The sequence below is a fragment of the Acinetobacter oleivorans DR1 genome (assembly GCF_000196795.1).
Classification (GTDB): domain Bacteria; phylum Pseudomonadota; class Gammaproteobacteria; order Pseudomonadales; family Moraxellaceae; genus Acinetobacter; species Acinetobacter oleivorans.
The window spans coordinates 2,867,186-2,891,606 of record NC_014259.1; the positions used below are offsets into that span (position 1 = coordinate 2,867,186).

At 39.1% G+C, this 24,421-nt stretch carries 20 protein-coding genes and 1 pseudogene; 6 read left to right on the top strand and 15 right to left on the bottom strand.

Translation table 11 applies throughout. The features are described 5' to 3' along the window. Positions 1–71: 71 nt before the first annotated feature. The 4 genes from AOLE_RS13475 to AOLE_RS13490 all read right to left on the bottom strand — a co-directional run bounded on the left by AOLE_RS13475 (position 72) and on the right by AOLE_RS13490 (position 4,432). Positions 72–1,487: an OmpA family protein gene (locus tag AOLE_RS13475; RefSeq protein ID WP_013198486.1), complete on the bottom strand. Its 1,416-nt coding sequence runs from the start codon at positions 1,485–1,487 to the stop codon at positions 72–74. Positions 1,488–1,700: 213 nt separating this feature from the next. Continuing rightward, entirely contained in the window at positions 1,701–2,936 is a 1,236-nt protein-coding gene (locus tag AOLE_RS13480) for a dihydroorotase (protein ID WP_013198487.1), read from the bottom strand. A 12-nt stretch (positions 2,937–2,948) separates the two neighbouring features. After that, the gene (locus AOLE_RS13485; protein ID WP_013198488.1) at positions 2,949–3,965 is read right to left on the bottom strand and encodes an aspartate carbamoyltransferase catalytic subunit; all 1,017 of its coding nucleotides are present in this window, start codon (positions 3,963–3,965) and stop codon (positions 2,949–2,951) included. Between the two features lie 122 nt (positions 3,966–4,087). Continuing rightward, entirely contained in the window at positions 4,088–4,432 is a 345-nt protein-coding gene (locus AOLE_RS13490; protein ID WP_013198489.1) for a hypothetical protein, read from the bottom strand. 239 nt (positions 4,433–4,671) lie between these two features. Here AOLE_RS13490 and rlmKL point away from each other — a divergent pair, with 239 nt between their 5' ends. Then, the gene (gene rlmKL, locus AOLE_RS13495; protein ID WP_013198490.1) at positions 4,672–6,882 is read left to right on the top strand and encodes a bifunctional 23S rRNA (guanine(2069)-N(7))-methyltransferase RlmK/23S rRNA (guanine(2445)-N(2))-methyltransferase RlmL; all 2,211 of its coding nucleotides are present in this window, start codon (positions 4,672–4,674) and stop codon (positions 6,880–6,882) included. 18 nt (positions 6,883–6,900) lie between these two features. Here the strand turns inward: rlmKL and AOLE_RS13500 are convergent, their stop codons facing one another. Further along, positions 6,901–7,317 carry a hypothetical protein gene (locus AOLE_RS13500; protein WP_013198491.1) on the bottom strand — a complete coding sequence of 139 codons (417 nt, stop codon included), beginning with the start codon at positions 7,315–7,317 and terminating at the stop codon, positions 6,901–6,903. A 269-nt stretch (positions 7,318–7,586) separates the two neighbouring features. On the opposite strand from AOLE_RS13500, the gene AOLE_RS13505 reads away from it, so the two are divergent. Further along, positions 7,587–8,081 carry a CinA family protein gene (locus AOLE_RS13505; protein WP_013198492.1) on the top strand — a complete coding sequence of 165 codons (495 nt, stop codon included), beginning with the start codon at positions 7,587–7,589 and terminating at the stop codon, positions 8,079–8,081. A 50-nt stretch (positions 8,082–8,131) separates the two neighbouring features. Here AOLE_RS13505 and clpB read toward each other — a convergent pair whose 3' ends face one another. Beyond that, entirely contained in the window at positions 8,132–10,711 is a 2,580-nt protein-coding gene (gene clpB, locus AOLE_RS13510; RefSeq protein WP_013198493.1) for an ATP-dependent chaperone ClpB, read from the bottom strand. Between the two features lie 300 nt (positions 10,712–11,011). Here clpB and AOLE_RS13515 point away from each other — a divergent pair, with 300 nt between their 5' ends. Continuing rightward, positions 11,012–11,821 (top strand): M23 family metallopeptidase, encoded by an 810-nt coding sequence (locus tag AOLE_RS13515; RefSeq protein WP_013198494.1) that lies wholly within the window; start codon positions 11,012–11,014, stop codon positions 11,819–11,821. Here AOLE_RS13515 and AOLE_RS13520 read toward each other — a convergent pair. The 3 genes and pseudogenes from AOLE_RS13520 to AOLE_RS20765 all read right to left on the bottom strand — a co-directional run. After that, positions 11,818–12,243, bottom strand: a complete 426-nt coding sequence (locus AOLE_RS13520; RefSeq protein ID WP_013198495.1) for a GNAT family N-acetyltransferase — start codon at positions 12,241–12,243, stop codon at positions 11,818–11,820. The genes AOLE_RS13515 and AOLE_RS13520 overlap by 4 nt on opposite strands. Positions 12,244–12,337: 94 nt before the next feature. Continuing rightward, the gene (locus AOLE_RS13525; protein ID WP_005041936.1) at positions 12,338–12,760 is read right to left on the bottom strand and encodes an OsmC family protein; all 423 of its coding nucleotides are present in this window, start codon (positions 12,758–12,760) and stop codon (positions 12,338–12,340) included. A 135-nt stretch (positions 12,761–12,895) separates the two neighbouring features. Next, a pseudogene (locus tag AOLE_RS20765) lies at positions 12,896–12,958 on the bottom strand (hypothetical protein); the annotation flags it as partial. A gap of 241 nt (positions 12,959–13,199) precedes the next feature. On the opposite strand from AOLE_RS20765, the gene crp reads away from it, so the two are divergent. Together crp and AOLE_RS13535 are read left to right on the top strand one after the other, a co-directional pair. Then, entirely contained in the window at positions 13,200–13,907 is a 708-nt protein-coding gene (gene crp, locus AOLE_RS13530) for a cAMP-activated global transcriptional regulator CRP (RefSeq protein WP_004793675.1), read from the top strand. 159 nt (positions 13,908–14,066) lie between these two features. Next, positions 14,067–15,116, top strand: a complete 1,050-nt coding sequence (locus AOLE_RS13535) for an NADP(H)-dependent aldo-keto reductase (protein ID WP_013198496.1) — start codon at positions 14,067–14,069, stop codon at positions 15,114–15,116. Between the two features lie 55 nt (positions 15,117–15,171). On the opposite strand, the gene AOLE_RS13540 is transcribed toward AOLE_RS13535, so the two are convergent. From AOLE_RS13540 to gap, 6 genes are all read right to left on the bottom strand, one after another. Beyond that, positions 15,172–15,951 carry a M48 family metallopeptidase gene (locus AOLE_RS13540; protein WP_013198497.1) on the bottom strand — a complete coding sequence of 260 codons (780 nt, stop codon included), beginning with the start codon at positions 15,949–15,951 and terminating at the stop codon, positions 15,172–15,174. A 115-nt stretch (positions 15,952–16,066) separates the two neighbouring features. Continuing rightward, positions 16,067–16,384 (bottom strand): hypothetical protein, encoded by a 318-nt coding sequence (locus AOLE_RS13545; protein WP_013198498.1) that lies wholly within the window; start codon positions 16,382–16,384, stop codon positions 16,067–16,069. A gap of 119 nt (positions 16,385–16,503) precedes the next feature. Continuing rightward, positions 16,504–17,823, bottom strand: coding sequence for an adenylosuccinate synthase (locus AOLE_RS13550; protein ID WP_013198499.1), 1,320 nt, complete (start codon positions 17,821–17,823; stop codon positions 16,504–16,506). Between the two features lie 63 nt (positions 17,824–17,886). Further along, on the bottom strand, positions 17,887–19,053 hold the full coding sequence (locus tag AOLE_RS13555; RefSeq protein ID WP_013198500.1) for an ATP phosphoribosyltransferase regulatory subunit: 1,167 nt from the start codon (positions 19,051–19,053) through the stop codon (positions 17,887–17,889). Between the two features lie 198 nt (positions 19,054–19,251). Next, positions 19,252–20,325, bottom strand: coding sequence for a hypothetical protein (locus tag AOLE_RS13560; protein WP_013198501.1), 1,074 nt, complete (start codon positions 20,323–20,325; stop codon positions 19,252–19,254). A gap of 165 nt (positions 20,326–20,490) precedes the next feature. After that, positions 20,491–21,510 carry a type I glyceraldehyde-3-phosphate dehydrogenase gene (gene gap / locus AOLE_RS13565; protein WP_005299057.1) on the bottom strand — a complete coding sequence of 340 codons (1,020 nt, stop codon included), beginning with the start codon at positions 21,508–21,510 and terminating at the stop codon, positions 20,491–20,493. A gap of 270 nt (positions 21,511–21,780) precedes the next feature. Here gap and alaS point away from each other — a divergent pair, with 270 nt between their 5' ends. Then, positions 21,781–24,417 (top strand): alanine--tRNA ligase, encoded by a 2,637-nt coding sequence (alaS, locus tag AOLE_RS13570; RefSeq protein WP_023274289.1) that lies wholly within the window; start codon positions 21,781–21,783, stop codon positions 24,415–24,417. The last annotated feature ends 4 nt before the right edge of the window (positions 24,418–24,421 follow it).

Consider the following 24,421-nt stretch of genomic DNA (forward strand, 5'->3'; position numbering starts at 1 on the left):
CAACAAAAAAGCTTCTCAAAATAAGAAGCTTTTTTCAAATTAAAATAACTAATTTTTCATAAATCAGTCGATTATTGGGCTACTGAAAACTCGATACGACGGTTTTTAAAGCGACCTTCTTCTGTTGTGTTTTCTGCAACTGGCTGATCAGAACCATGGCCTTCTGCAACTAATTTAGAAGCATCCACACCTTTAGATTTTAAATAATCTACAACTGCTTGAGCACGGCGTTGAGACAAAGCTTTATTTGCAGCAGCGTTACCTGTTGAGTCGGTATGACCACCCACATTTAATTTGACGCTAGTCACTTTATTTAAAAGTGTTGCAGCTTGGTCAAGAATGGCTTTGTTATCGGCAGGTATGTCACTTGAACCACTCGCAAAATTAATAATTTGCAAGTTAAGTGCTTTCACCAAAGCATTTACATCGACATTGTTCGGGTCAATTGAGCCTAGAGCAGTTTGCGAAGCAGTTAAGCTATTGCTTACAGATTGCTCAGCTGTTACTGGTGCTGCACCGACAACTTCTGTATGTGGCACCAATGCTTTTACTTTTGCAGTTAATGCTTCTAATGCTGCCGCATCACCCGCTTTCAAAGTAATTTTGTCGCCTACCCATTCTAAAGATGCATTTGGTACACCTTTTAATGCACCTAACACACCTGCAAGCGCATCTTTGTCGGTAAATGAGGCTGCATAAGTTTGGCTTGTATCCACCTTACAATCTTGAGTTGTCGAAAAAACCTTTTTAACGTTGGTTTGTAGCGTTGCCAAGAAGCCCTGATCGCCAATTCCAGCCTGACACTCACTCACTGTACCTTTATCATCGGTACTTAAAGTTAAGCTAGCGGGTGCAGCAGCAGCTTCAACACCGCTGGCAGCCGTCGGTTCTGGTGCTGGTACAGCTTCTTTATGCTGACAAGAACGCCATAACCACGCAATGATCAGACCCAGAATAATGAGGGCAATAATCGGTAAGAATCCACGAGACTTGCCTGTATTTTCAGTTGCTGCTGCAAGCGGAGGTGCAGTTGATGGTGTGACAGAAGATAAACCTGCACCAAGTCCTAGCGGAGCTAATAGACCCACTGCCCATGCTGGTAAATATGAACGAATAGTATCTGCATGCTGGCGCAAGTAATTCACAATACTTTGCTGGTCATTTCCTGCAACATCTGAAATTGCATTAAGGCTGGGTTTAATCGCACTGTTGAGCGTGCTTTCAATTTCATTATTTGGTGCTGTACCACTTAAATGGGTAAGTACAGTATTTTTGATTTGGTCATTATGAGAAAAAAGGTCTGATAAGGAAGGAGCCAAACTATTTTTCAATTGTCCGATAAGATCAGGTTTAGCAGCTAATAATGAAAGTAAAATTGGATAAAACTTAGATAAAGCATTCGATTTTTCGCCTAGGTATCCATCCTGTTCATTTAATAATATTGAAGATACTTTTTCTTTAAGCAATTCTATAGGGTTTATCGACATTGGTTATTCTCCCGAATCTTATACGTCGTAACCAGCAATTTTTGATTATTCAAATACTTCTCTTTGCTGATAGTTTTTTATTCTAATCTTCCTTCAATCTTTTGTTGTTTTTTATATAATTTATATACAATTTTCCATCTAGTATTTACAAAACAGGCAGATCATATTGATCTACCTGTTCATATTTTAAATTTACTTTAACTAAGCACTTTATCAGTTAGCAAAAGTTTGAAGTACTTTACCCGTCAAGGTTTGACCCAACAATGGGGTATTTTTTCCTTGCGATAAAATAGTGTCTTTGCTTACTGTCCAGCTTAAAGCAGGATCAACCAATACCCATCCAGCTTCATCTTCCCAACGCGAGGTCATATTCGCAACCTGTGCTGGCACACTCGTAACTTTAGCAACCCATTCTAAAGGTTCAAATAAACCCTCATTAATGAGTTGAACGCCTAAAGAGACATAAGTATCAAAAGCGGTAATACCTGGCTGAGTTTCAGCAAATGGCGCCATTTTTGCCGAACTGCTTAAAGGTTCATGGTGCGTACAAATTGCATCAATTACGCCTTCTTTTAATCCTTGACGTAAAAGTTCTTTATCTTGCTCAGAACGCAATGGTGGGCGAACGTGTGCAAGTGAATTGAAACCGTCGATTAAGTGTTCAGTTAAATGTAACTGGTGCATTGCAACATCAGCAGTCACAGGTAAGCCTTTTGCTTTTGCCGCACGAATTAATTCAACCGATGCACCACAAGACAACAAACCAAAGTGAGCTTTTACGCCAGTTGCTTCAATCATAAGCAAATATTTTGCAATCGCTACAGTTTCAGCAAGCGCCGGAATCATTGGCAGACCTTGGCGAGAAGCAATAAAGCCTTCGTGTGTACATCCATCTTTAGCAATTTGTGGTTCTTCGGCATAGAACACAACCGTTAAGCCAAGACCCGCTGCATATTCCAAAGTACGAATAACCACATCATCATTTTCAAAAGCAGCGTTAGCATTTGAAACAGCAGTACAACCACCCTTTTTAAGACCGGCCATATTTGCAGGTTGTTTACCATTTAGACCTTGGGTTTGAGCACCGATAATATGCATATGAATGCCGCCATCAAGCCATGCCTTTTCAATCAAGCCATGAATAAGCGCACCGTTGTCTTGTACAATCGGCTTTGAATCTGGCGGAGTAATCACATGCAAAATACCATTAGCACGTGCTGCCTTCCCTTCAGATTTAAGTGTACCGTGTTGCTGTTGACCAGGTTCACGTAAACGCGCGCACAAATCAACCATGGTTGGCATTAACCATTTGCCTTGACCATCAATGGTTTGTTCAACTTGCTCTGATTGAGCAACCAACTTGCCATTTTGAATATATACAGTTTGTACGTTGTCTGTTTTTTGGATTGGGTCTAACACACGTACATTTTCAATTTTTACAATACTCATGTGATCCATTCCTTACAACGTAATCGCTTCAATTAAACCTTGCTCTTGGAGTTGGCCTTGCATTGACAGCGCCAACACAGCCATACGAACAGCAATACCATTGGTTACTTGTTTCAAAATAACTGATTGGTCCCCATCCGCAATACTTGAGTCAATTTCTACACCACGATTCATTGGCCCTGGATGCATGACAATACAGTCCGGTTTAGCTAAACCAAGACGCTCTTTGTTTAAACCATACATTCTGTAGAATTCAGACTGTGAAGATAATGCTGGAGAGTCAATACGTTCATTTTGAATACGTAGAGCAATAATCACATCACAATCCGCAATCCCAGCATCCATGTTATTAAATAAGCGAACGTGTTCGCCATATTCTGAAAAGCCCACTGGCAATAATGTATTCGGTGCAATCACGCGAATATCTTTACATCCTAGTGTTTGTAATGCTGCTACATCAGAACGTGCTACGCGAGAGTGTTTGATGTCTCCAATAATGGCAACACTCAACTCTTCAAAAGGTTTCTTTGTTTCACGGCGAATTGTAAGCATATCAAGCATCGCTTGCGTTGGATGAGCATGACGTCCATCTCCAGCATTAATAATCGCGACCTTTGGACATACATCTTTAGCAATGAAATGTGCAGCGCCCGAAGATGAATGGCGGACAACAAAAATATCGGCAGCCATTGCTTCAAGGTTCCAAAGCGTATCTCGTAGCGTTTCACCTTTTGATGTACTTGAACGTGCAATATCAATATTCAATACATTGGCAGACAAGCGTTTTGCTGCTGCTTCAAAAGTAGTACGAGTACGGGTGGAGTTTTCAAAGAAAAGATTCATAACCGTCAATCCCTCTAAGAGCGGACGATTAATTAAATTATTATTATCATCTAAAAAGCTTTGTGCGGTATCTAAAATCTTCGTGAGGTTTTCTTTTGAAAGTCCCTCAATTGTTAAAAAATGTTTTAAATTTCCGTCCTGATTGAGCTGAACCTGGCTCGGCTGATGCAACGCTGCAATATGCATAATGGATTCCTATGGGTCGAATCGCGAAAACGTGCATAGTGTAGCTGAATTCCGCTCTTTTCGCAGAAGAACTTTACAGAATAAGACCCTAAATTGACCAAAATTTAAGGTCTTATTCGAGATTACCTTAAAGCACCAATATAATGATGTGGAACTTGTGCCCGATAAATGTCTTCGGCTGTTATTTCTGGCTCTTCATCGACCTTAGCAACAGCGAGCGTTTCTTTTTGAGAAGGTTCTGGCAGTGTGTCAACTAACGCTCTTAATCGCTCAACACATCGTTTTAATTCATCATCCTCTGTTTCTAACGCCACCGTAATTACATATTTTGCGTAATCTTTATTTTGAATCACATACATTGCATCTATTACCCGACCTGTTATCCGACGCATACGTACATATATTTGTGTGGCCACTGAGAAAGCATCCGCATTCGTAATAAAACCATTCCCCATCATGTCTTTCATTTATAACGTCCCCATCCATTAAAATTATAAAAATGGTTAAAAATCGACTTTGTCTGTTAAATAAATAACCATCAATTATCTTGGTCTAGCAAAATACATACCAATTACAAGGTATTACTCTTTAAAAATCAGTTTATTGGTTGCTAAATGATAGGTTGCAATAATTTAAAAACCTTTAGACATCAAAATAAGTTAAACTTTGCATCGTTAATATTTATATGTTTTGGTCAATCGAGTTTATGAATACCTCTTTACGTTTAAACCACTATTGGATTACTTGTGCTGATGGTTTAGAACCCCTCTTACAAGAAGAAATAGAACAACTTGGCACCAAAGTGACAGAACGTAAAGCAGGACGTTTAATCATTGAAGGAACGCTTGAACAAGCTTACCGCATCTGTATGTGGTCGCGTCTCGCTTCTCGTATTTTACTTCCTATTCATACTTATGAACTTGATTTTACGCACGATGCACGTGATGTCGCAGAAGAACTCTACGAAGGTGCAATGAGCTTTGACTGGTCACTTGTTTTTGCACCACAAAGTACCTTTGCAATTCGCTTGCATGCCGAACGTGAAATCATGGTCAATTCGCAATTTGCTACTCTGCGTGTAAAAGATGGTGTCGTTGATTCCTTTATGGAAGCTGTAGGTCGCCGTCCTAGCATTGACACCAAACAACCAGAAATTACGATCTATGCTTTGGCAGGTAAAACTGAACATACTTACTGTCTAGATTTATCAGGTGACTCGCTCCATAAGCGTGGTTACCGCCGTTACATGACGGATGCACCAATTAAAGAAAACCTTGCTGCGGCAATTTTACAAAAAGCTCAGCTCAAACAGCGTAATCCAGAGATTGTACTTGACCCAATGTGTGGCTCGGGCACATTCATCATTGAAGCATTAATGATTTTAACTGACCGTGCACCGGGACTTGTTCGCCGTTTTGGATTTAATGGCTGGCATGGTCATGACCGCGAACTTTGGCTTTCACTTAAAGCAGAAGCAGCAGAACGTCACGAAAAAGCACTTCAATTACCTTTACCTAAATTTTATGCCTACGATGCAGACTGGGAAGCAATTAAAGCAACCCGTGAAAACATTATTGCGGCAGGCTTTGAAAATTTATTAGGTCAGATTCAAATCGAAGAGCGTACTTTAGCTGATTGGCCAGATTTTGCTGCTGAAGGCAAAACTGCATTCATTGTGACCAACCCGCCTTATGGTGAACGTTTAGGTGAAAAAGCTTCAAACCGTTCTCTATACTTAGGTTTATCAGCGCTTTTACAAAAACATTTCCCAAATCAATATGCAGCAGTTATTGCAGCTCAAATTGAACAATCTGATGTTCTAGCATTTGAAGCACCTGAAACCTTACGCTTAATGAATGGTAAATTACCAATTTATATTCGTTTCGGTGTAATCAAACCTGAAAAAGTAACTCAACCATTTTTAGCAACTTGGCAAGCTCAACCTATTGAAATGGAAGAAGCTCAAGACTTCGCTAATCGTTTGCAAAAAAATATGACTGCCTTGAAAAAATGGGCAACGAAAGAAAATGTTTATTGCTTACGTTTGTATGATGCAGACTTACCTGACTTTAATGTCGCTGTGGACTTATATGGTGACCGTTTACACGTTCAGGAATATGCACCACCAAAAACAATTGATCCAGAAAAAGCTAAAAAACGTTTTAATTTAGCGCTTGCTGCAATTCGTGCTGTTACTGGTTTAAACCGTGATGCTATCTTTATTAAGACACGTGCACGCCAAACTGGTACAACTCAATATACGAAGCAAAGTACAGCTTCAAAACGTTTTATTGTTCAAGAAGGTAAAGCTAAAATTTTAGTTAACCTGACTGATTACCTCGACACAGGTTTATTCCTTGACCACCGTCAAATGCGTTTACGTATTGCTCAAGAAGCACGTGGCAAACACTTCTTGAACTTATATAGCTATACGTCTACTGCAAGCTTACATGCTGCGCTTGGTGGCGCTGCAAGTACGACAAGTGTGGATTTATCTAACACTTACCTAAACTGGTCAAAAGAAAACTTTGTTTTAAATGGCTTAACTGTAGATCATGCAGATGAACAACACATGTTCTTTGCAAGTGACTGTTTTGAGTGGTTAAAAGAAGGTCATGAACAATACGATCTTATTTTTATTGACCCGCCGACATTCTCAAACTCGAAAAAATTCTATGGTACATTCGATGTACAACGTGACCACATCTCACTTATTAAACGTGCAATGAACCGTTTACACAGTGAAGGCACGCTGTACTTCTCGAATAACTATCGTGGTTTTGAAATGGACGAAGAGATCGAAGCTATTTTTCAGGTTGAAGAAATCACTTCTGAAACTATCGGCCTTGATTTTAAACGTAATCAAAAAATCCACCGTGCATGGAAAATTCAGCACCCTGGTTTAGATCAGTATTAATGAGACTAGAGGTTATTATTACTTCACGGTAATAATAACCTCACCATGAACATTTTTTGACTCAAAATCATATTTAGTAAAACGATCTGCTCTTTCCGGTAACGCAATCATTTCTAATTTCTTCTTTTCTTTACTATCAACAACATGATTCTGTTTTTGTTCTTGATATGGAGAAAGTACGCTGGTTCTAAGTGCATCCCATCGAACTTGCTGTAAATAGTTATCTCCTAACGCCTGCTGTACTTGTTTTTGTTCTATCGCAGGTTTTTTAGCATCATCCTGAGCTTTAGCAATAATTACGGGTAAAGATGCGTTTATCGCCCCTGTTTGAGTGGCAAGCGCACTTTCCGACATAGGTTGTGCTGCCCATGTGTTTGATAATAATACAGATACACCGCTCAAAATTCCCAGTATATACCCTTGCTTATTGTTCATTTCATTCATCCTAAAATTGTTATTGTTCGTTATATCGAACAAAATTAACAATTTTTTACGCATGTCGCAATGTTATAAATAAACTTCCCGACAATTAACATTGAACATTTTAAAACCTGATTTTTTTCACAGGCATTTTGTGAATATTCAAGTAGTTTTATAGATTTTTATCCCAGACTTGAATGACTCCCTTAAATCACTTACTGTAATTTTATAATTTATCTGTAAATTGATTTTATTTATAAATAAACACCATTCGAGGTGAAATAATGCTTCAGCACTGCTGCCAACTATTAGAAAATCTTCAACTCAAAATTGCCTTTATTGAAAGTGCCAGTTCCGGTTATTTAACCAGTCAATTTTCTATTCATAAAAATAGCGGTGCAGACATTTTACTCGGTGGTTTAGTGAGTTATGACCCCAGCATTAAAATTAGCATTTTAAATATTAATCCCAAGTTAATAGAGACTTACACAGCTGAGTCGCCACAAGTTACAGAGGAAATGTGCAAGCTTGGACAAACTTTATTTCCAAAAGCCGATATTATTGTAAGTTGTACTGGGCTATTAAAATCTGGGGGAAGTGAAACTTCAGAAAAACCTGTAGGTACCTTTTTTATCTGCATTTCTTATCAAGAACGTATTTATCATTACCATTATTTTTTATCTGGCCATCCCGAACAAAAGTTAAAGACATTAACTCAGAAAGTTTCAGATACCCTAATTGCTTTACTCACATCAAAAAACCAAATAGCCTCGCCATAAAAAAAGAGAATATGTTTCCATATTCTCTTTTCGGTTTTAGCAGAACAAGCTTAGCTGAGTTTCATTTTGTCGAAGACTAAATGACCATTTTCACCTTTAACCAAAATGGTATCACCTGCGACAAAATCACCCGACAAGATTTTTTGCGCTAATGTGTTTTCAATCTGTTGTTGAATCGCACGTTTTAATGGACGCGCGCCATAAACAGGGTCGAAACCAGCATCAATCAATAAATCAAAAGCAGTGTCATCTACAGTTAAACTCATATCACGATCAACCAGACGTGAACGTAATCGATCCAACTGAATATCGGCAATGCCTCGAATCTGTGCTTTTTTGAGTGAATGGAAAATCACAAGCTCATCAATCCGGTTAATAAATTCCGGACGGAAATGCTGACTTACTGCATTCATTACAATGGTACGCACTTCATCGTCTGTTGCACCCTCACCTAGCTCACGTACATCTTGTGAACCTAAGTTCGAGGTCATCACAATCACAGTGTTTTTAAAGTCTACTACTCGACCTTGTGAGTCTGTTAAGCGACCGTCATCCAATACTTGTAGCAAGATATTGAATACATCTGGATGCGCTTTTTCAACCTCATCAAACAACACCACACTATATGGTTTACGGCGAACAGCTTCGGTTAAAACACCGCCTTCTTCATAACCCACATATCCTGGAGGCGCACCAACCAAACGGCTAACCGAATGTTTTTCCATGAATTCACTCATGTCGATACGAATCATGGCATCATCGCTGTCAAACAAGAAATTAGCCAATGCTTTGGTTAATTCTGTTTTACCAACACCTGTTGGACCCAAGAACAAGAATGATCCGCTAGGACGATTCGGGTCAGACAAGCCCGCACGTGAACGACGTACTGCATTCGATACCGCTACAACAGCTTCATCTTGACCTACAACACGGTCATGTAAAAACTCTTCCATATTAAGCAGTTTTTCACGCTCGCCTTGCATCATTTTAGCAACCGGAATTCCTGTTGCAGCACTCACAACCTCGGCAATTTCATTTTCAGTCACTTTAGTACGAATAAGTTTTGGCTCTTCGTTTTCTTCAGCAACTTCATCTTGCTCTAGTTGTTTTTGTAGCTCTGGAATTACGCCATACTGTAAACGCGCTGCTTCAGCCAAATCGCCTTCACGCTGAGCTTTCTCAAAAGCAATACGCGCTTTATCAAGTTCAACCTGAGCCTGTTTAGTACCCTCAACAAGAGTCTTCTCAGATTTCCAGATTTCTTCAAGATCGTTATATTCTTTCTCGACTTCAGCAATCTGTTTTTCAAGATGATTAACTTCAGCTTTACTGCCGACATCTTCATCTTTTTTCACAGCTTCCAATTGCATTTTCAACTGGATTAAACGGCGATCAAGTTTATCAAGTGCTTCAGGTTTAGAGTCAATTTCCATCTTAATACGAGAAGCGGCTTCATCAATCAAGTCAATTGCTTTGTCTGGTAATTGACGATCTGTAATATAGCGATGAGACATTTTTGCCGCTGCAATAATCGCTGAGTCTAAAATTTGCACGCCATGGTGAGTGGCATATTTCTCTTTTAGACCACGTAAAATCGCAATGGTATCTTCAACACTTGGTTCATCAACCAACACTTTTTGGAAACGACGCTCTAATGCAGCATCTTTTTCAATATATTGTCGATATTCATCTAGGGTTGTTGCACCCACACAGCGCAATTCACCACGAGCCAATGCAGGTTTTAACATATTACCTGCATCCATAGCGCCATCGCCCTTACCTGCGCCTACAAGCGTATGTAGCTCATCAATAAACAGGATGATTTCGCCTTCGTGTTTTGCCAAATCTTTTAAAACAGCTTTTAGACGTTCTTCAAACTCACCACGATATTTAGCACCAGCAAGTAATGACCCTAAATCTAAAGATAAAACACGTTTGCTTTTTAAGCCTTCTGGTACTTCACCATTGACAATACGCTGAGCCAAACCTTCAACAATAGCGGTTTTACCTACACCCGGTTCACCAATAAGAACAGGGTTGTTTTTTGTACGACGTGATAAAACCTGAATGGTACGGCGGATTTCGTCATCACGCCCAATCACCGGATCAAGTTTTCCAGATAAGGCACGCTCAGTTAAATCAATCGTATATTTATTAAGTGAGTCACGTTGATCTTCGTGATTATTACTCATGACTTTGTCACTACCTCGAATATGTTCAATTACTTTGCGTAGACTGTCGGGAGTTACACCTACGGCACTTAAAATATTTTTAGTTTCGCCTGTTTCTGCTAGACCTAATAGCACCCAGTCAGTTGACAAAAATTCATCACCCGCTTTTTGTGCATATCTATCTGCAAGATTAAGCGCTTTAACAGCTTCAGGGTTTAAATTGACATCCCCAGTCGGATTCGCAATGGTCGGAGCATCTTTTATAGCTTGCTCAAGCTTTTGTTTAAGTTCAGGTAACCGTGCACCTGCTTGTTGCAACAAACTAATATTTGATGGCTCTTCTAAAAGGGTACTCAAAATATGAATACCCGCGATCGCGGTATGGTCTTTACCCATCGCTAAAGATTGAGCATCTGAAAGGGCTTGCTGCAAGCGGTTTGTAAATTTTTCAAAACGCATTCTTGTTATTCCTCACAACAAATTTGTACTTGTCTAATAGATGGGAACATTTCTTCGGATTTCAAATAAATTTTTATATATTTTTCATAATGTTATTAAAATAACAATGAGTAAAACTCCATTATAATATGGGATTGTTTTGTATATATTTCAAGTACAGTTCAGCTACATTTTATTAAAATACTTGAATATTTAGCTTCATGCTTATTCATACTACGGTTTTCACAAACTCTTCATTGAGAATTTATTGATTAAGCTTTAGTTTATCTTGTTAGTTTACTACTCGTTTTGAAATGAAAAATGCACTTTAAACACTTTCTATTAACAACAACTTGTCTTTTTACTTCGGCACTGGCAATCGCTCAAGTTCCGCAAGACTCAAGAAGACCCGGTGGCATCGCAGTTGTCCCATTAACCGCTGATATTACTCAGGTCACTTTTCAACAAAAGCCGGTTTTAATTAGTCAGGAAGGTCAGCAGCGTTATGCTATTGTGGGTATTCCGTTATCTACCCCACTTGGCAGTGTACAACTCGACACGAATAAAACCCCTATTCAAATAGAAATTAAGCCCTATCCCTATGCGGAGCAACGGATTAAAGTCACTAACCAAGATTATGTGAACCCGAACCAAAGCCAGTTAGACCGTTATGCTCAAGAAGCTAAAGAACAAAATGATGTGTATAGCTCATTTACAAAGAGTTCATGGCAAACCTTACCAGCATTTATACGCCCGACTTCAGGGAAATTTTCTAACTCTTTTGGAAGAAAGCGCTTTTTTAATGGTGAAGAACGTGCTCCCCATTCAGGTTTAGATATCCCTGCGCCAATAGGACAAAAAGTTGTTGCACCAGCAGATGGTGTCGTCATTCAAACCGGATCTTATTTTTTTAATGGTCAAACCGTGTTGATTGATCATGGCCAAGGCCTAGTCAGCATGTTCTGCCATTTAAGCGCAATTAAAGTAGAAAAAGGCCAACATATCCGCCAAGGAGAAACACTAGGTTTAGTGGGCAAAACTGGACGTGTGACAGGCCCTCACCTGCATTGGGGCATGAGCCTTAATAATGCTCGGGTAGATCCGCAGCTTTTTCTAAATACAGCTCGTTAATTTAAAGCTTTACGGAAATACTTTGGTGCTTCGATATAGCCTTCTCTTAGGTAAAATTGATGTGCCAAAGGTCTTTGCACTCCAGAATGAAGTTCCATTCGATCACAACCACGGCGCTTGGCTTGTTGCTCAGCTTCTTGTACGAGTAAGTGCCCTACACCTTTGCTACGTATATTCTCATCAACGCACAGATAGCATATTTTGGCAAAGTCACCTTCTAAGGCAATTTGCGGAATAAAATAAAGAGATAAAAAGCCACAAATCTTGCCATTTTCTTCAGCAACCAAAATTTGTGAGTTAGCGTCATTATGCAGTATTTCAAATTTTTCTTGGATAAGAGTGAGTGGCTGTGGGTAGCCCATCTGTTTAAGTAAATCGCATATTGCTTGAGTATCTTCCCATTTAGCAGTACGAATATTCATTTCATCCCTCCTCTTATTTTTTAGTTATTTTTGACAATAAAAAAGCCAACCCTAATGTCAGCTTCTTTTAATTTTTAGCTATCAAAAAACTGTCTTATTCCGCTTCAATAATTTCAAAGTCGTGGGTAATTTCTACACCACCATCGGAAAGCATTTTACTCGCTGAACAATATTTTTCAGCAGACAATTCAACCGCTTTTGCAACCTGTTTTTCTTTAACAGCTTTACCCGTTACCACAAAGTGTAAGTGGATTTTAGTAAAAACAGCCGGAATTGTGTCAGCACGCTCAGCTTTTAAATTACATACAACATTCGTCACATCTTGACGAGATTTCTTTAAAATGGTCACAATATCAAACGAAGCACACCCACCAAGTCCCATTAATAGCAATTCCATAGGACGTGGACCACGGTTTTCACCACCATACTCAGGTGAGCCATCCATAATGACACTATGCCCACTATCCGATTTCGCTTCAAAAGCAACATTCTCTAGCCAATGTACACTTGTTTGCATTGCAACTACCTAAAAAAAATTATAAATTTAAGCAGGGTCTGTTGACATTTCATCTATGGATTGCGTTAGAGCTAAAAATTAATCCAAATAAGACGCAAAACCCAGACAATGGCAATCCTTTGTCCAGTTTTGTTATATAGTTTGTGAAATTTCAGCCATAATCTGAGTTGCCATTTAAGCAGCGCAGGCACAGCGCAAGACCATGTTATTTTGTACGTTCCGTTGTTAAGATCTATTTATTTAGAATGGCTAAATTTCATAGCTCTTGCTTGGTAACGTCTAAAAGAATTGTCTTATGTCGCAACCATCTGTGAAATGTCAACAGACCCTTGTTTTGTACACTAACATAAAATGAGTTGATAAGGAATTTCATCTCTTCTGTGTAATAGCTCATCTCGGGCTTGTGTGAATTGTTTACCCTATTCGGAACATATTAAGCATGACTTCAAATTTTTCACAACTCAGCACAGATGCTTTATCTCCGGGGCAACTACCTGAATCCGTTAAAGCATTGTTAAAACGTGCTCACATCAACAGATATCCAAAACGAACCACAATTGTTGATGCCGGAACAGAGTCGAAATCTTTATATTTAATTTTAAAAGGCTCAGTTTCAATTATTTTACGTGAAGATGACGAACGTGAAATTGTTGTTGCGTATTTGAATCCGGGCGACTTCTTTGGGGAAATGGGGCTTTTCGAACCGAACCCTCAACGTACAGCTGAAGTTCGTACTCGTGATGTCTGTGAAATTGCAGAAATTTCTTATGACAACTTCCACGAACTTAGCAAACAATATCCGGACTTAAGTTATGCTGTTTTTGCACAACTTGTTCGCCGTCTAAAAAATACAACTCGTAAAATGACAGATCTTGCGTTTATTGATGTGTCTGGCCGTATTGCACGTTGTTTAATTGACTTATCTTCACAGCCAGAAGCAATGATTTTGCCAAACGGTCGTCAAATTCGTATTACACGTCAAGAAATTGGCCGTATTGTGGGATGTTCACGTGAGATGGTTGGCCGTGTACTTAAGACCTTAGAAGATCAAGGCATGATACAGACAGATGGTAAAGCTATTCTTATTTTTGATGTTTCATTAGAAGAAGCACCTGTTTCTGATGAAGACTATGATGATGAAGAATAATATTTATTAAGTTTTTAATAAAAAGCAAACTTCGGTTTGCTTTTTTTATATGCAACAATGAGTTAATACACAAAACTTACAAACTATTCTAATTTTATGATTTAAGTTGAATACATATTCTCCGTTAGGCTAACTCAAAATTTCCAAGGATTCCGCTGTATGCAATTTAACCCACTTAGTCGCACAGGCCTCAAACTTCCAGAAATTTGTTTAGGCACCATGACATTCGGTGAGCAAAACTCCCAACAAGAAGCATTTGAACAACTCAATTATGCTCTGGCACACGGTTTATATTTTTGGGATACGGCAGAGATGTATTCGGTTCCGCCAAAACCTGAAACCTATGGTGCAACTGAAACGATTATTGGCAATTGGTTTGCCCAAAATGGTCAACGTGACAAAGTCTTTCTTGCCTCTAAAATTGCAGGGCCAGGCTTTGGAGGAACTCACATCAGAGAAGGCCATACGTGCTTCAACAACGATCATATTGCTAAAGCCCTAGATGGCTCCCTGAAACGTCTCCAAACCGACTATATCGATCTCTATCAACTACATTGGCCTGAACGTCATACCAACTTTTTCGGTACGCTAGCTTATGGCAACCAGCAAGCACAAAATGATTACGATACCACCCCTCTAGAAGAAACATTACTTGCTCTACAAGAAGAGATTAACCGAGGACGCATTCGCTATATTGGCTTATCGAATGAAACGCCGTGGGGCACTATGAAATTTTTACATTTGGCTGAAAAGTTAGGTGTAAGTAAATTTGTAAGTGTTCAAAATCCATATAGCCTTCTCAACCGTACGTATGAAATAGGTATGTCTGAAATTGCTAAATATGAAGATGTTGGTTTACTCGCTTACTCTCCTCTTGCGTTTGGCTATCTCTCTGGCAAGTTTAGAAATGGCGCTCGTCCCGCGAATGCTCGTGTCACATTATTTCCACGTTTTAGCCGCTATAGTAACCCTCAAAGTGAGTGGGCAACTGAACAATATGCACAGCTAGCTGAGAAACATGGGTTAAGCTTAACTCAAATGGCATTAGCTTTTATTAAACAACAATTCTTTGTGACCAGCACAATTATTGGTGCCACTAATCTAGACCAACTTAAAGAAAATATTCAGGCATTTGAAATTGAACTACCTGCCGAAGTTTTACAAGGTATTGAAGCTATTCATGTCCAACAGCCCAACCCTGCTCCTTAAATAAAAAAACGGATGCTTAAGCATCCGTTTTCTTTATCTATAAAAAATTTATATCTTATTTACGGCCATTATAAATAGCCATTGCTGCAGGCAAGTTTTGACGCATATCGCTAATACGCTGAGAGTTAGATGGGTGAGTAGATAAGAATGATGAACCACCACCACCTTCAAGCTTATTCATTTTTTCCCAAAGTGTAATCGCTGCATTTGGATTATAACCTGCACGTGCCATTAGCATTAAGCCACCTTGGTCAGCACGACTTTCCAAACTACGAGAATATGGTAAGCCTACACCCACTTGTGAACCTAGCTGAGCCGCAGCAGTACCAAGTTGGCCAACATTATTGCCAGCATAGCTTAAACCAATACCAAGAGCTAAATCAGTTAGAGCCTGAGCACCGATTTTACTTTTTGCGTGCTCTTCTAAGGCGTGAGTCATTTCATGTCCCATAACAGCTGCAATTTCAGCATCTGTCAGGTTCAATTTATTTACAATGCCTGTATAGAACACCACTTTACCACCTGGTGCTACATAAGCATTAATCGTATCTGATTTCAGTACTGCCAACTGCCAGCTAAAAGGCTGACCAGTCTGGTTCATCTGGTTCGCATAAGGTTTTAAACGGTTAAAAACAGCATTAATACGGCTATAGGTACTTGAACTTGTATCCAAAGTTCCTTTGCCACGTGCTTCCTGCACCATCTTATTAAAACCTTGAGCAGATTGGGCATTTAAGGTTGCAGTATCTGCACCCGCCATGTCCGCTACTGTTGCACAGCCAGAAATGGTCATCACACTTGCCGCACACAAGCTTAAAAAGAGTTTTTTATTCATAACATGGATCACCTAAATCGAGAAAAAGCTGTTTATTCTTTTGCACTTATTATAAGAAATACCGCTTACACTTTGAATGTCTCATTTCTTCATGATCATAGTATTTATGTAACGATCAAGCCGATAAAGTCATCAAATAAATCCAGAAAATTAGACATATTATATTTAAGCCAAGATAAACATAACTTAAAAACTTAACTTTCTCTTCAAGATTAGGACTTTCTCTTTTCCAGAGTAAATAACTATTTTGTATGAGCACCACAGGAATTAACACACATGCGAACAATACCGACAAACTCATAAACGCGGTCATGAAGAAATCTTCATGATATTCTTGACCATAAATAACTAACATCGCCAGTGTCGGTGAACCACCAATAGCGAATAAAAAAGAATAAAAAATTGTTTTCGAAATAGTTGGTTGTAGCTTCATCCTGAGCCCATCATTCCTTATCTATCTAACGTTTTAATCTGAATCGAATAAAACGAAAACTGCACTTTAGTCGGGTATAAAAAAGCCCCCTTTTAGGAGGCTTTTTTAATCTTTGCTAATTAAGCAGAGAATGGATGACGTAAAACAATTGTTTCTGCACGGTCTGGACCAGTTGAAACGATATCAATCGGACATTCGATTAATTGTTCAATACGCTTCACATAAGCTAAAGCATTTGCTGGTAATTGATCGATACTGGTTAAACCAACAGTCGATTCGCTCCAACCTGGCATAGTTTCATAAATTGGTTTCAAGCATTCAAAAGAAACCGCATCAGAAGAACCTACACAACCTGAGTCTGTATTTTCATAGCCCACACAGATTTTTACTTCTTCTAAACCATCTAGAACGTCTAGTTTAGTTAAGCAAATACCAGAAAGTGAGTTTACATCTACAGAACGGCGAAGGATTTCAGCATCAAACCAACCACAACGACGTTGACGACCAGTAGAAGCACCAAATTCATGACCAACTGTACCAAGGTGTTTACCCACTGGGTCACCAGCATCAGCAGCTGCATCGTAAACCAATTCAGTTGGGAATGGGCCAGCACCTACACGTGTTGTATAAGCTTTAGTAATACCTAATACATAATCAAGATGTAAAGGTCCCATACCTGAACCAGAGCTTACGCCACCAGCAGTTGTATTTGAACTTGTAACGTATGGATAAGTACCGTGGTCGATGTCTAAAAGTGAACCTTGAGCGCCTTCAAACATTACAGGCTTACCTTCTTTGCGGTAGTCATGTAACACTTTAGTCACGTCAATCACTAATGGAGCAAGCACTTCGCGCCATTCGTTGCAAAGAGCCAATACATCTTCAAATTTAACAGCTTCTACACCGTAGAACTGAGTTAACTGGAAGTTATGTAACTCAAGCATTTCAGACAGTTTTTCTTCTAATGCTGCGCCACCACGAACAAGGTCAGCAACACGCACTGCACGGCGAGCCACTTTATCTTCGTAAGCAGGACCAATACCACGACCTGTAGTACCGATTTTAGCATTACCACGTTTCTTCTCACGTGCCTGATCAAGTGCAATGTGGTTAGGCAAAATGAGTGGACAGTTTGGAGAAATACGTAGACGTTCTTTAACAGGAACACCTTCTGCTTCCAAAATTCCCATTTCTTCAATTAACGCGGCTGGTGAAAGTACCACACCATTACCAATTAAGCACAATACGTTTTCACGTAAAATGCCTGATGGAATGAGGTGCAATACAGTCTTTTTACCACCTACGACAAGAGTATGACCTGCGTTATGTCCGCCTTGATAACGTACTACCGCAGCCGCCTGATCTGTGAGCAGGTCGACGATTTTACCTTTACCTTCGTCGCCCCATTGGGTACCAAGTACCACAACATTTTTGCCCATAATAGCCTCATTACATCATGCTGTTAAAATTGGAAACCACCAGTAAAAACTTACTGTTGGCGTTTAAATCTTTTCAATATCCCATTGACCATTTTGCGCCACGAGTTGATGGGTCGCGTATGGAATAGAACTTAAATCATCATTACCTAACAATTGAACGACACGTAAACCTTGAGCGCGTGCATTCGAAATTGCTGAGAGTAAATCTTGTTCTGAGCCTTTTGGAGCAACAACAGTTTCTATTTCGGCGAACTGATTTGCACCTAAGGCATATAAATCGCAACTGAAGCCAGTAGCAGGACGCGCACGACCAAAGTGCTCACCAATACCATCATAACGGCCACCCTGCGCTAACGGCGCAGCACGGTTTGGTGCATAGACTGCATACATTAAGCCAGTGTGATAGTGATAACTACGTAGCTCTACAACATCAATACCGATGTTGAGATTTGGCCAACGACCTTTTATTTGCTCAAGTGTCGTCTTCAGTGCATCTAATGCTGACTTAAATTCAGCATCTTGCAAAATATTGGCACTTAAATTGGTCTGCAATGCTTCTAGATCACTAGAATAACGACCAAGCGCATAGAAATCAGAACCCATGTTAAGGCTTTGAGTAAACTCTGCTAACTCTGGCAATGCTTTTCTTTGATAAAGATCAGACAGTTCATGTTCTTCATTTTTTGACAGGCCAGCATACTTCACTAGACTGCGGAACAAGCCTACATGGCCCAAATCTAAATGTGCGCCTTGTAATGTGTAGATGTTTTCAATCAATCCCAGCATAACATCGACCATTTCGACATCAGCTTCGATACTATCGTGGCCATATAACTCTGCACCTAATTGCAAAGGTGCACGTGTGGCATTGAAATTTTGTGGTTTAGTATGTAATACAGTCCCTGAATAACAGTAACGTGCAACACCTTCAACTGGTCTTACATGTGCATCAATACGTGCAACTTGTGGCGTCATATCAGCACGAACACCGAGTAAACGGCCTGAGAGCTGATCAATAACCTTAAAAGTTACTAAATCTAAGTCTTGATTTGATTCTGATAATGAAGACAACGATTCGATGTATTCGATAAATGGTGTATATACCAATTGATAACCTCGCACCGCGAGGAAATCTAAAGCTTCACGGCGAAGTTTTTCAATGACTTGTGCCTGTTCCGGCAATACATCTGCTACCCCGTCAGGCAGCAACCATGTCTCTGAAATGGTCATATTTCAAGCCTAAAATCTGATCAACGTGGAACGACCCCACATAAAAAAATCGGGAACACACCCGATTTCTCTTAGTGTAGCATGATACTTTCTGCCATGCACCTGACAATTTGCATAAATCTTTCTTAATAAACTCTAAAGTCAAAAAGAAGATAATAAGAATAAACAATAGTATTCAAAGCCTTACTCTCATCCAATTTAGTTACTTACTAAAGTTCTTCGACTAAAGAAAGGGCTAATATCTGAACTATCGCCGGGTTGCCAGTTAACTAAATTTAATCTTTGAATAGCTTGAGCTGCTTGAGTATTAAAAGCAAAGCAACCTTTTTCAAGATTTGCGATTTTTAATTTTTGTCTGAAAGCAGTTAATGAATGCGTATTATTAAGCGGGTTATCTTCTATAGAATAAAGGTGAGACTTCTCATACGCCAAACTTCTATCAGCATCCCATACACTGCTTGATACAAACTCTATAGAAGCAGACTGGTCATTATTATTCCCCAGTACGCTTTCAATATCACCAGTTTCCAAGTTTTCTAAAACAGTTAAGTTATAGCCATGCCACTGCGAGTTTAGAAGCCTAAAATACTTTTTATCTTGACCTAAGTTATTATATCTTTCGATTATTGACTGCTTTTTTTCACTAAACGTGGGATTGGCATTAAAACTAGATATATATGAAATATAAGATTGATTCCATTGAGTCTCTTTTAAACGATAACAATAACTATTTTTTGGAAACGTAACATTCTTATAGTTTTGGTAAAATTCAATTAAATTTTTATCAAGCTGATTATGAAGGCCTGTTTCTAGATTTTTATTTTCTTTATAGCCCGGCAATACACGATCAAAGATATTTTCACCATCTAACTTCACAATTTCAAACTTTAAATTTTTTTTCAAATCAGGAGTTAACTCATAAGTCCAACTACTAGGTGTTAACCTTTTTACAATATTTGTTTGCAGTGTCTCTTTATTTAAAATTTTCTGTTCAGTTAAAAAATCATTTTTTAATGGTTGATTGCGTGACTTTGCAAAAAAGATTTCGTTATTATTAATTGGATATTGAGTAATTTCAAAAGAATCACTATAGATACCTGAAGAAATATCAGAAGATTGATAATAAACTTGGTAAATCGAGCCATCTTTTTCTAAATTATTTTCAGCTTGACCATTGGTATTTTGATCTGAGCTTTCACCACCACAAGCAATTAAAATAATAGTAGATGTAAAAATTAAAAAAACACTTATTCTTTTTGAATTAAATTTCATATGAACTCTATAATTAAAATTTTAATGTTTGCGAATCATACAAATAGATATAATTTTACACAACACTAATATTTATAATTTTCATTATTTTTAACTTTTTATACTTCAAATTAATAATTACAAAAAGGATGTTTATTCAACATCCTTTATTACTTTAATTCACTTTCAGAAAGAATCGCACAAATCTAATAATCGATTTGCATAGCCCCATTCATTATCGTACCAAGCAAATACTTTAGCTTGATGCCCGACAACCATAGTTTGAGTTAAATCAACAATGAGTGAATAAGGAGAATGGTTAAAATCGCTTGAAACTAATGGCTCATCAGTCACTGCCATAATTTCCGCATAGTCGGTTTGAGATGCTTTAATTAGCAATTCATTAATATGATGCACAGTAATTGGAGATTGCGCGATAAAAGTTAAGTCAATTGCAGCTACATTAATAGTAGGTACCCGAATTGAATAACCGTCTATACGGTCTTCCATTTTAGGCATAACACGTTTTAATGCACCAAGTGCACTAGACGTGGTCGGAATAATATTTTGTCCTGAAGCTCTAGCGCGGCGCAAATCACGATGTGCATGATCAAGTACAGATTGGTCTGCCGTTACTGCATGAATTTCGGTCATAAGCGCTGTTTCAATACCAAAAGCATCATCAATAATTTTCACCAATGGAACCAAAGCCTGCGTAGTACATGAAACGCTTGATATGATCTGATCAGTCACTTTGACTTCATGATGATTTACACCATAAACAATGGCTGCATCGACATGATCAAAAGGCGCTGCCCCAATAATCACCCGCTTCGCCCCTGCTTGTAGATGACGCGTTGCATCAGCGTGAGAACGGAACAGTCCTGTACACTCAAGTACCACATCAATATCTAAACTAGACCATGGTAAAAGTTCAGGTTGTTCCTGCTTTAAAACCTCAACTTTTAACGCTCGTTGATTTGACTGAATATTCAAAAAAACTTTTTCATTTTCAATGAATATTTCCACATTTCCATTGAAGCGGCCATGTGTTGAGTCATATTTAAATAAATGCACTAATGTTTGCACATCTGCTATGTCGTTAATCGCCACGATTTCAAATTGAAATTGTTTTGAGCTCTCAAACCAGGCACGTAACACATTACGTCCAATTCGGCCAAACCCATTAATGGCGATACGTTGCATAACCTATCCTTATCTACAAAACTACAGGCTAAAGAAGGCATATAGTAAAGCACGTCACGCCTAATTGAATATAGATTTTTAGCCAAATCACAGTTTTGTAAGATATTCCTTTTAAAATCGTTGGTTCGGTGGGGTTTTTCCGCTACAATTTAGCGTTTTTAAAAAATAAGCCCCGTATCACATGCTAAGGTTTGGCATAAAACAAACAGGCATTGATACATTTAGCCAAATTCGAAAATATGGAGTGACTTGGTTGTGAGTACTCGTTTAATGACATCTGCTGAAATTCGTGAAGCATTTTTGCGCTACTTTGAGACGCAAGGGCATACACGTGTCGCGTCGAGTTCTCTTGTTCCTGCCAACGACCCAACTTTATTATTTACAAATGCTGGGATGAACCAGTTTAAAGACTGCTTCTTAGGTCTTGAAAAACGTGACTATGTACGTGCAACTACATCACAAAAATGTGTACGTGCTGGTGGTAAACACAATGACTTAGACAACGTTGGTTACACTGCTCGTCACCATACATTCTTTGAAATGTTAGGTAATTTCTCATTTGGTGATTATTTCAAACGTGATGCACTTAAATTCGCTTGGGAATTTTTGACTAGCGATGAATGGTTAGCCCTCCCTAAAGATCGTTTATATGCGACCGTTTATCACACCGATGATGAAGCTTATGACATCTGGAATAAAGAAATTGGTTTAGCACCTGAACGTATTATCCGTATTGGTGATAATAAAGGCGAAAAATACGCATCTGATAACTTCTGGGCAATGGGTGACACCGGTCCATGTGGTCCATGTTCTGAAATTTTCTTTGACCATGGCGATCACATTTGGGGTGGTTTACCAGGCACACCTGAAGAAGATGGCGACCGTTTTATTGAAATCTGGAACAACGTTTTCATGCAGTTCAACCGTACTGCTGATGGCGTGCTTCACCCTCTCCCTGCCCCATCTGTTGATACAGGTATGGGCTTAGAGCGTATTTCTGCTGTATTGCAACATGTTAATTCAAACTACGACATTGACTTGTTCCAACATTTATTAAAAGCTGCTGCAAACATTATTGGTATTGAAGACGAAGGTCAGCCTTCTTTACGTGTAGTTGCAGACCATGCGCGTTCATGCTGTTTCTTAATTGCTGATGGTGTTAACCCAAGCAATGAAGGTCGTGGTTATGTACTACGCCGTATTATCCGCCGCGCTGTGCGTCACGGTAATAAGCTTGGTGCAACTGGTACGTTCTTCTACAAAATGTTGCAACCTTTAATCGAAGTTATGGGTGAGGCTTATCCTGAACTCGCAGCTCGTAAAGATGTGATTGAAGCAACTCTAGTTCGTGAAGAAGAACAATTTGCAAAAACACTTGAGCAAGGTTTAAAACTACTTGAAGGTGAACTTGCTCAGTTAAAAGACAAGACTATTCCTGGTGCGACAGTCTTCAAACTTTACGACACTTACGGCTTCCCAACAGACTTAACTGCTGATATTGCACGTGAACGTGACTTTATTATTGACGAAGCTGGTTTTGAAGTAGAAATGGCTGCTCAGCGTCAACGTGCTCGTGATGCAGGTAAATTCGCTATTGACTATAACAGCATTGTACAAGTTGAAGGCGAAACTCAGTTTGATGGTTACATCAACACTACTGGTCAAGGCCAAATTGTAGCGATCTATAAAGATGGCGTACAAGTTGATGAAGTTTCTGAAGGCGACGAAGCACTTATCGTTTTAAACCAGACTCCTTTCTATGCAGAAAGTGGTGGTCAGATTGGTGACACAGGTATCTTCAAAAACGAAACTGGTATTTTTGAAGTTCAAGATACCAAAAAGTCAGGCGGTGCCTTTGTTCATCAAGGTATTGTGACCGTTGGCAACCTTAAAGCTGATCAAAACGTTGAAGCAATTGTTAAAGCAGATATTCGTGAAGCTACTGCACGCAACCACTCAGCAACACACTTATTACATGCTGCTCTACGTCAAATCTTAGGTTCACACGTACAACAAAAAGGTTCTTTAGTTGCAAGTGATATCTTACGTTTTGACTTTGCTAACGACCAACCTGTAACTTTTGAACAGTTACAACAGGTTGAGCGTCTAGTTAATGCAGAAATTATTGCAAATACAGCTGTAACCACTGAACTCCTTGACATCGAAGCGGCAAAAGCAAAAGGCGCAATGATGTTGTTCGGTGAAAAATACGGTAACGAAGTTCGTGTTCTCGCTATGGGTTCAGTGATTGATGAGAAAAACTTCTCAATTGAACTTTGTGGTGGTATTCACGTTAAGCGTACAGGTGATATTGGTTTATTTAAAATCACTTCTGAAGGCGGTGTAGCTGCTGGTGTACGTCGTATTGAAGCAGTGACTGGTACTAAAGCTTTAGAAGTAGTACAAAAAACTGATGCTGATATCCAGCACATTAATGGCTTATTAAAAGCACAGAAAGACCAAACTGTTGAGCGTGTACAGGCTAATGTAGAACTTGTTTCTGCATTACAAAAGCAGATTGAACAGCTCAATCAGAAATTGGCAAACTTCCAAGCGTCAGAATTGATTGATCAGGTACAAACGATTTCTGGTCGTCAAACGCTTATTACCACTGTTCAAGGTGTAGATGCGAAATCACTTCGCAACTTGCACGACAGTGTTAAATCAAAATTAGAGAATGCAGTTATTGTGTTAGCTGGCGTAGAGGGTGACAAAGTTAGCCTACTTGCTTCAGTTGCATCACAATACACTGCAAATCTAAAAGCAGGTGACATCATCAAACATCTAGCAACCGAGTTAGGTGGTAAAGGTGGTGGTAAACCTGACTTAGCACAAGGTGGCGCGCCACTTAACGAGAAGTTTGGACAAGTTATTGCTGCATTACCTGCATGGCTTGAACAAAAATAAGACT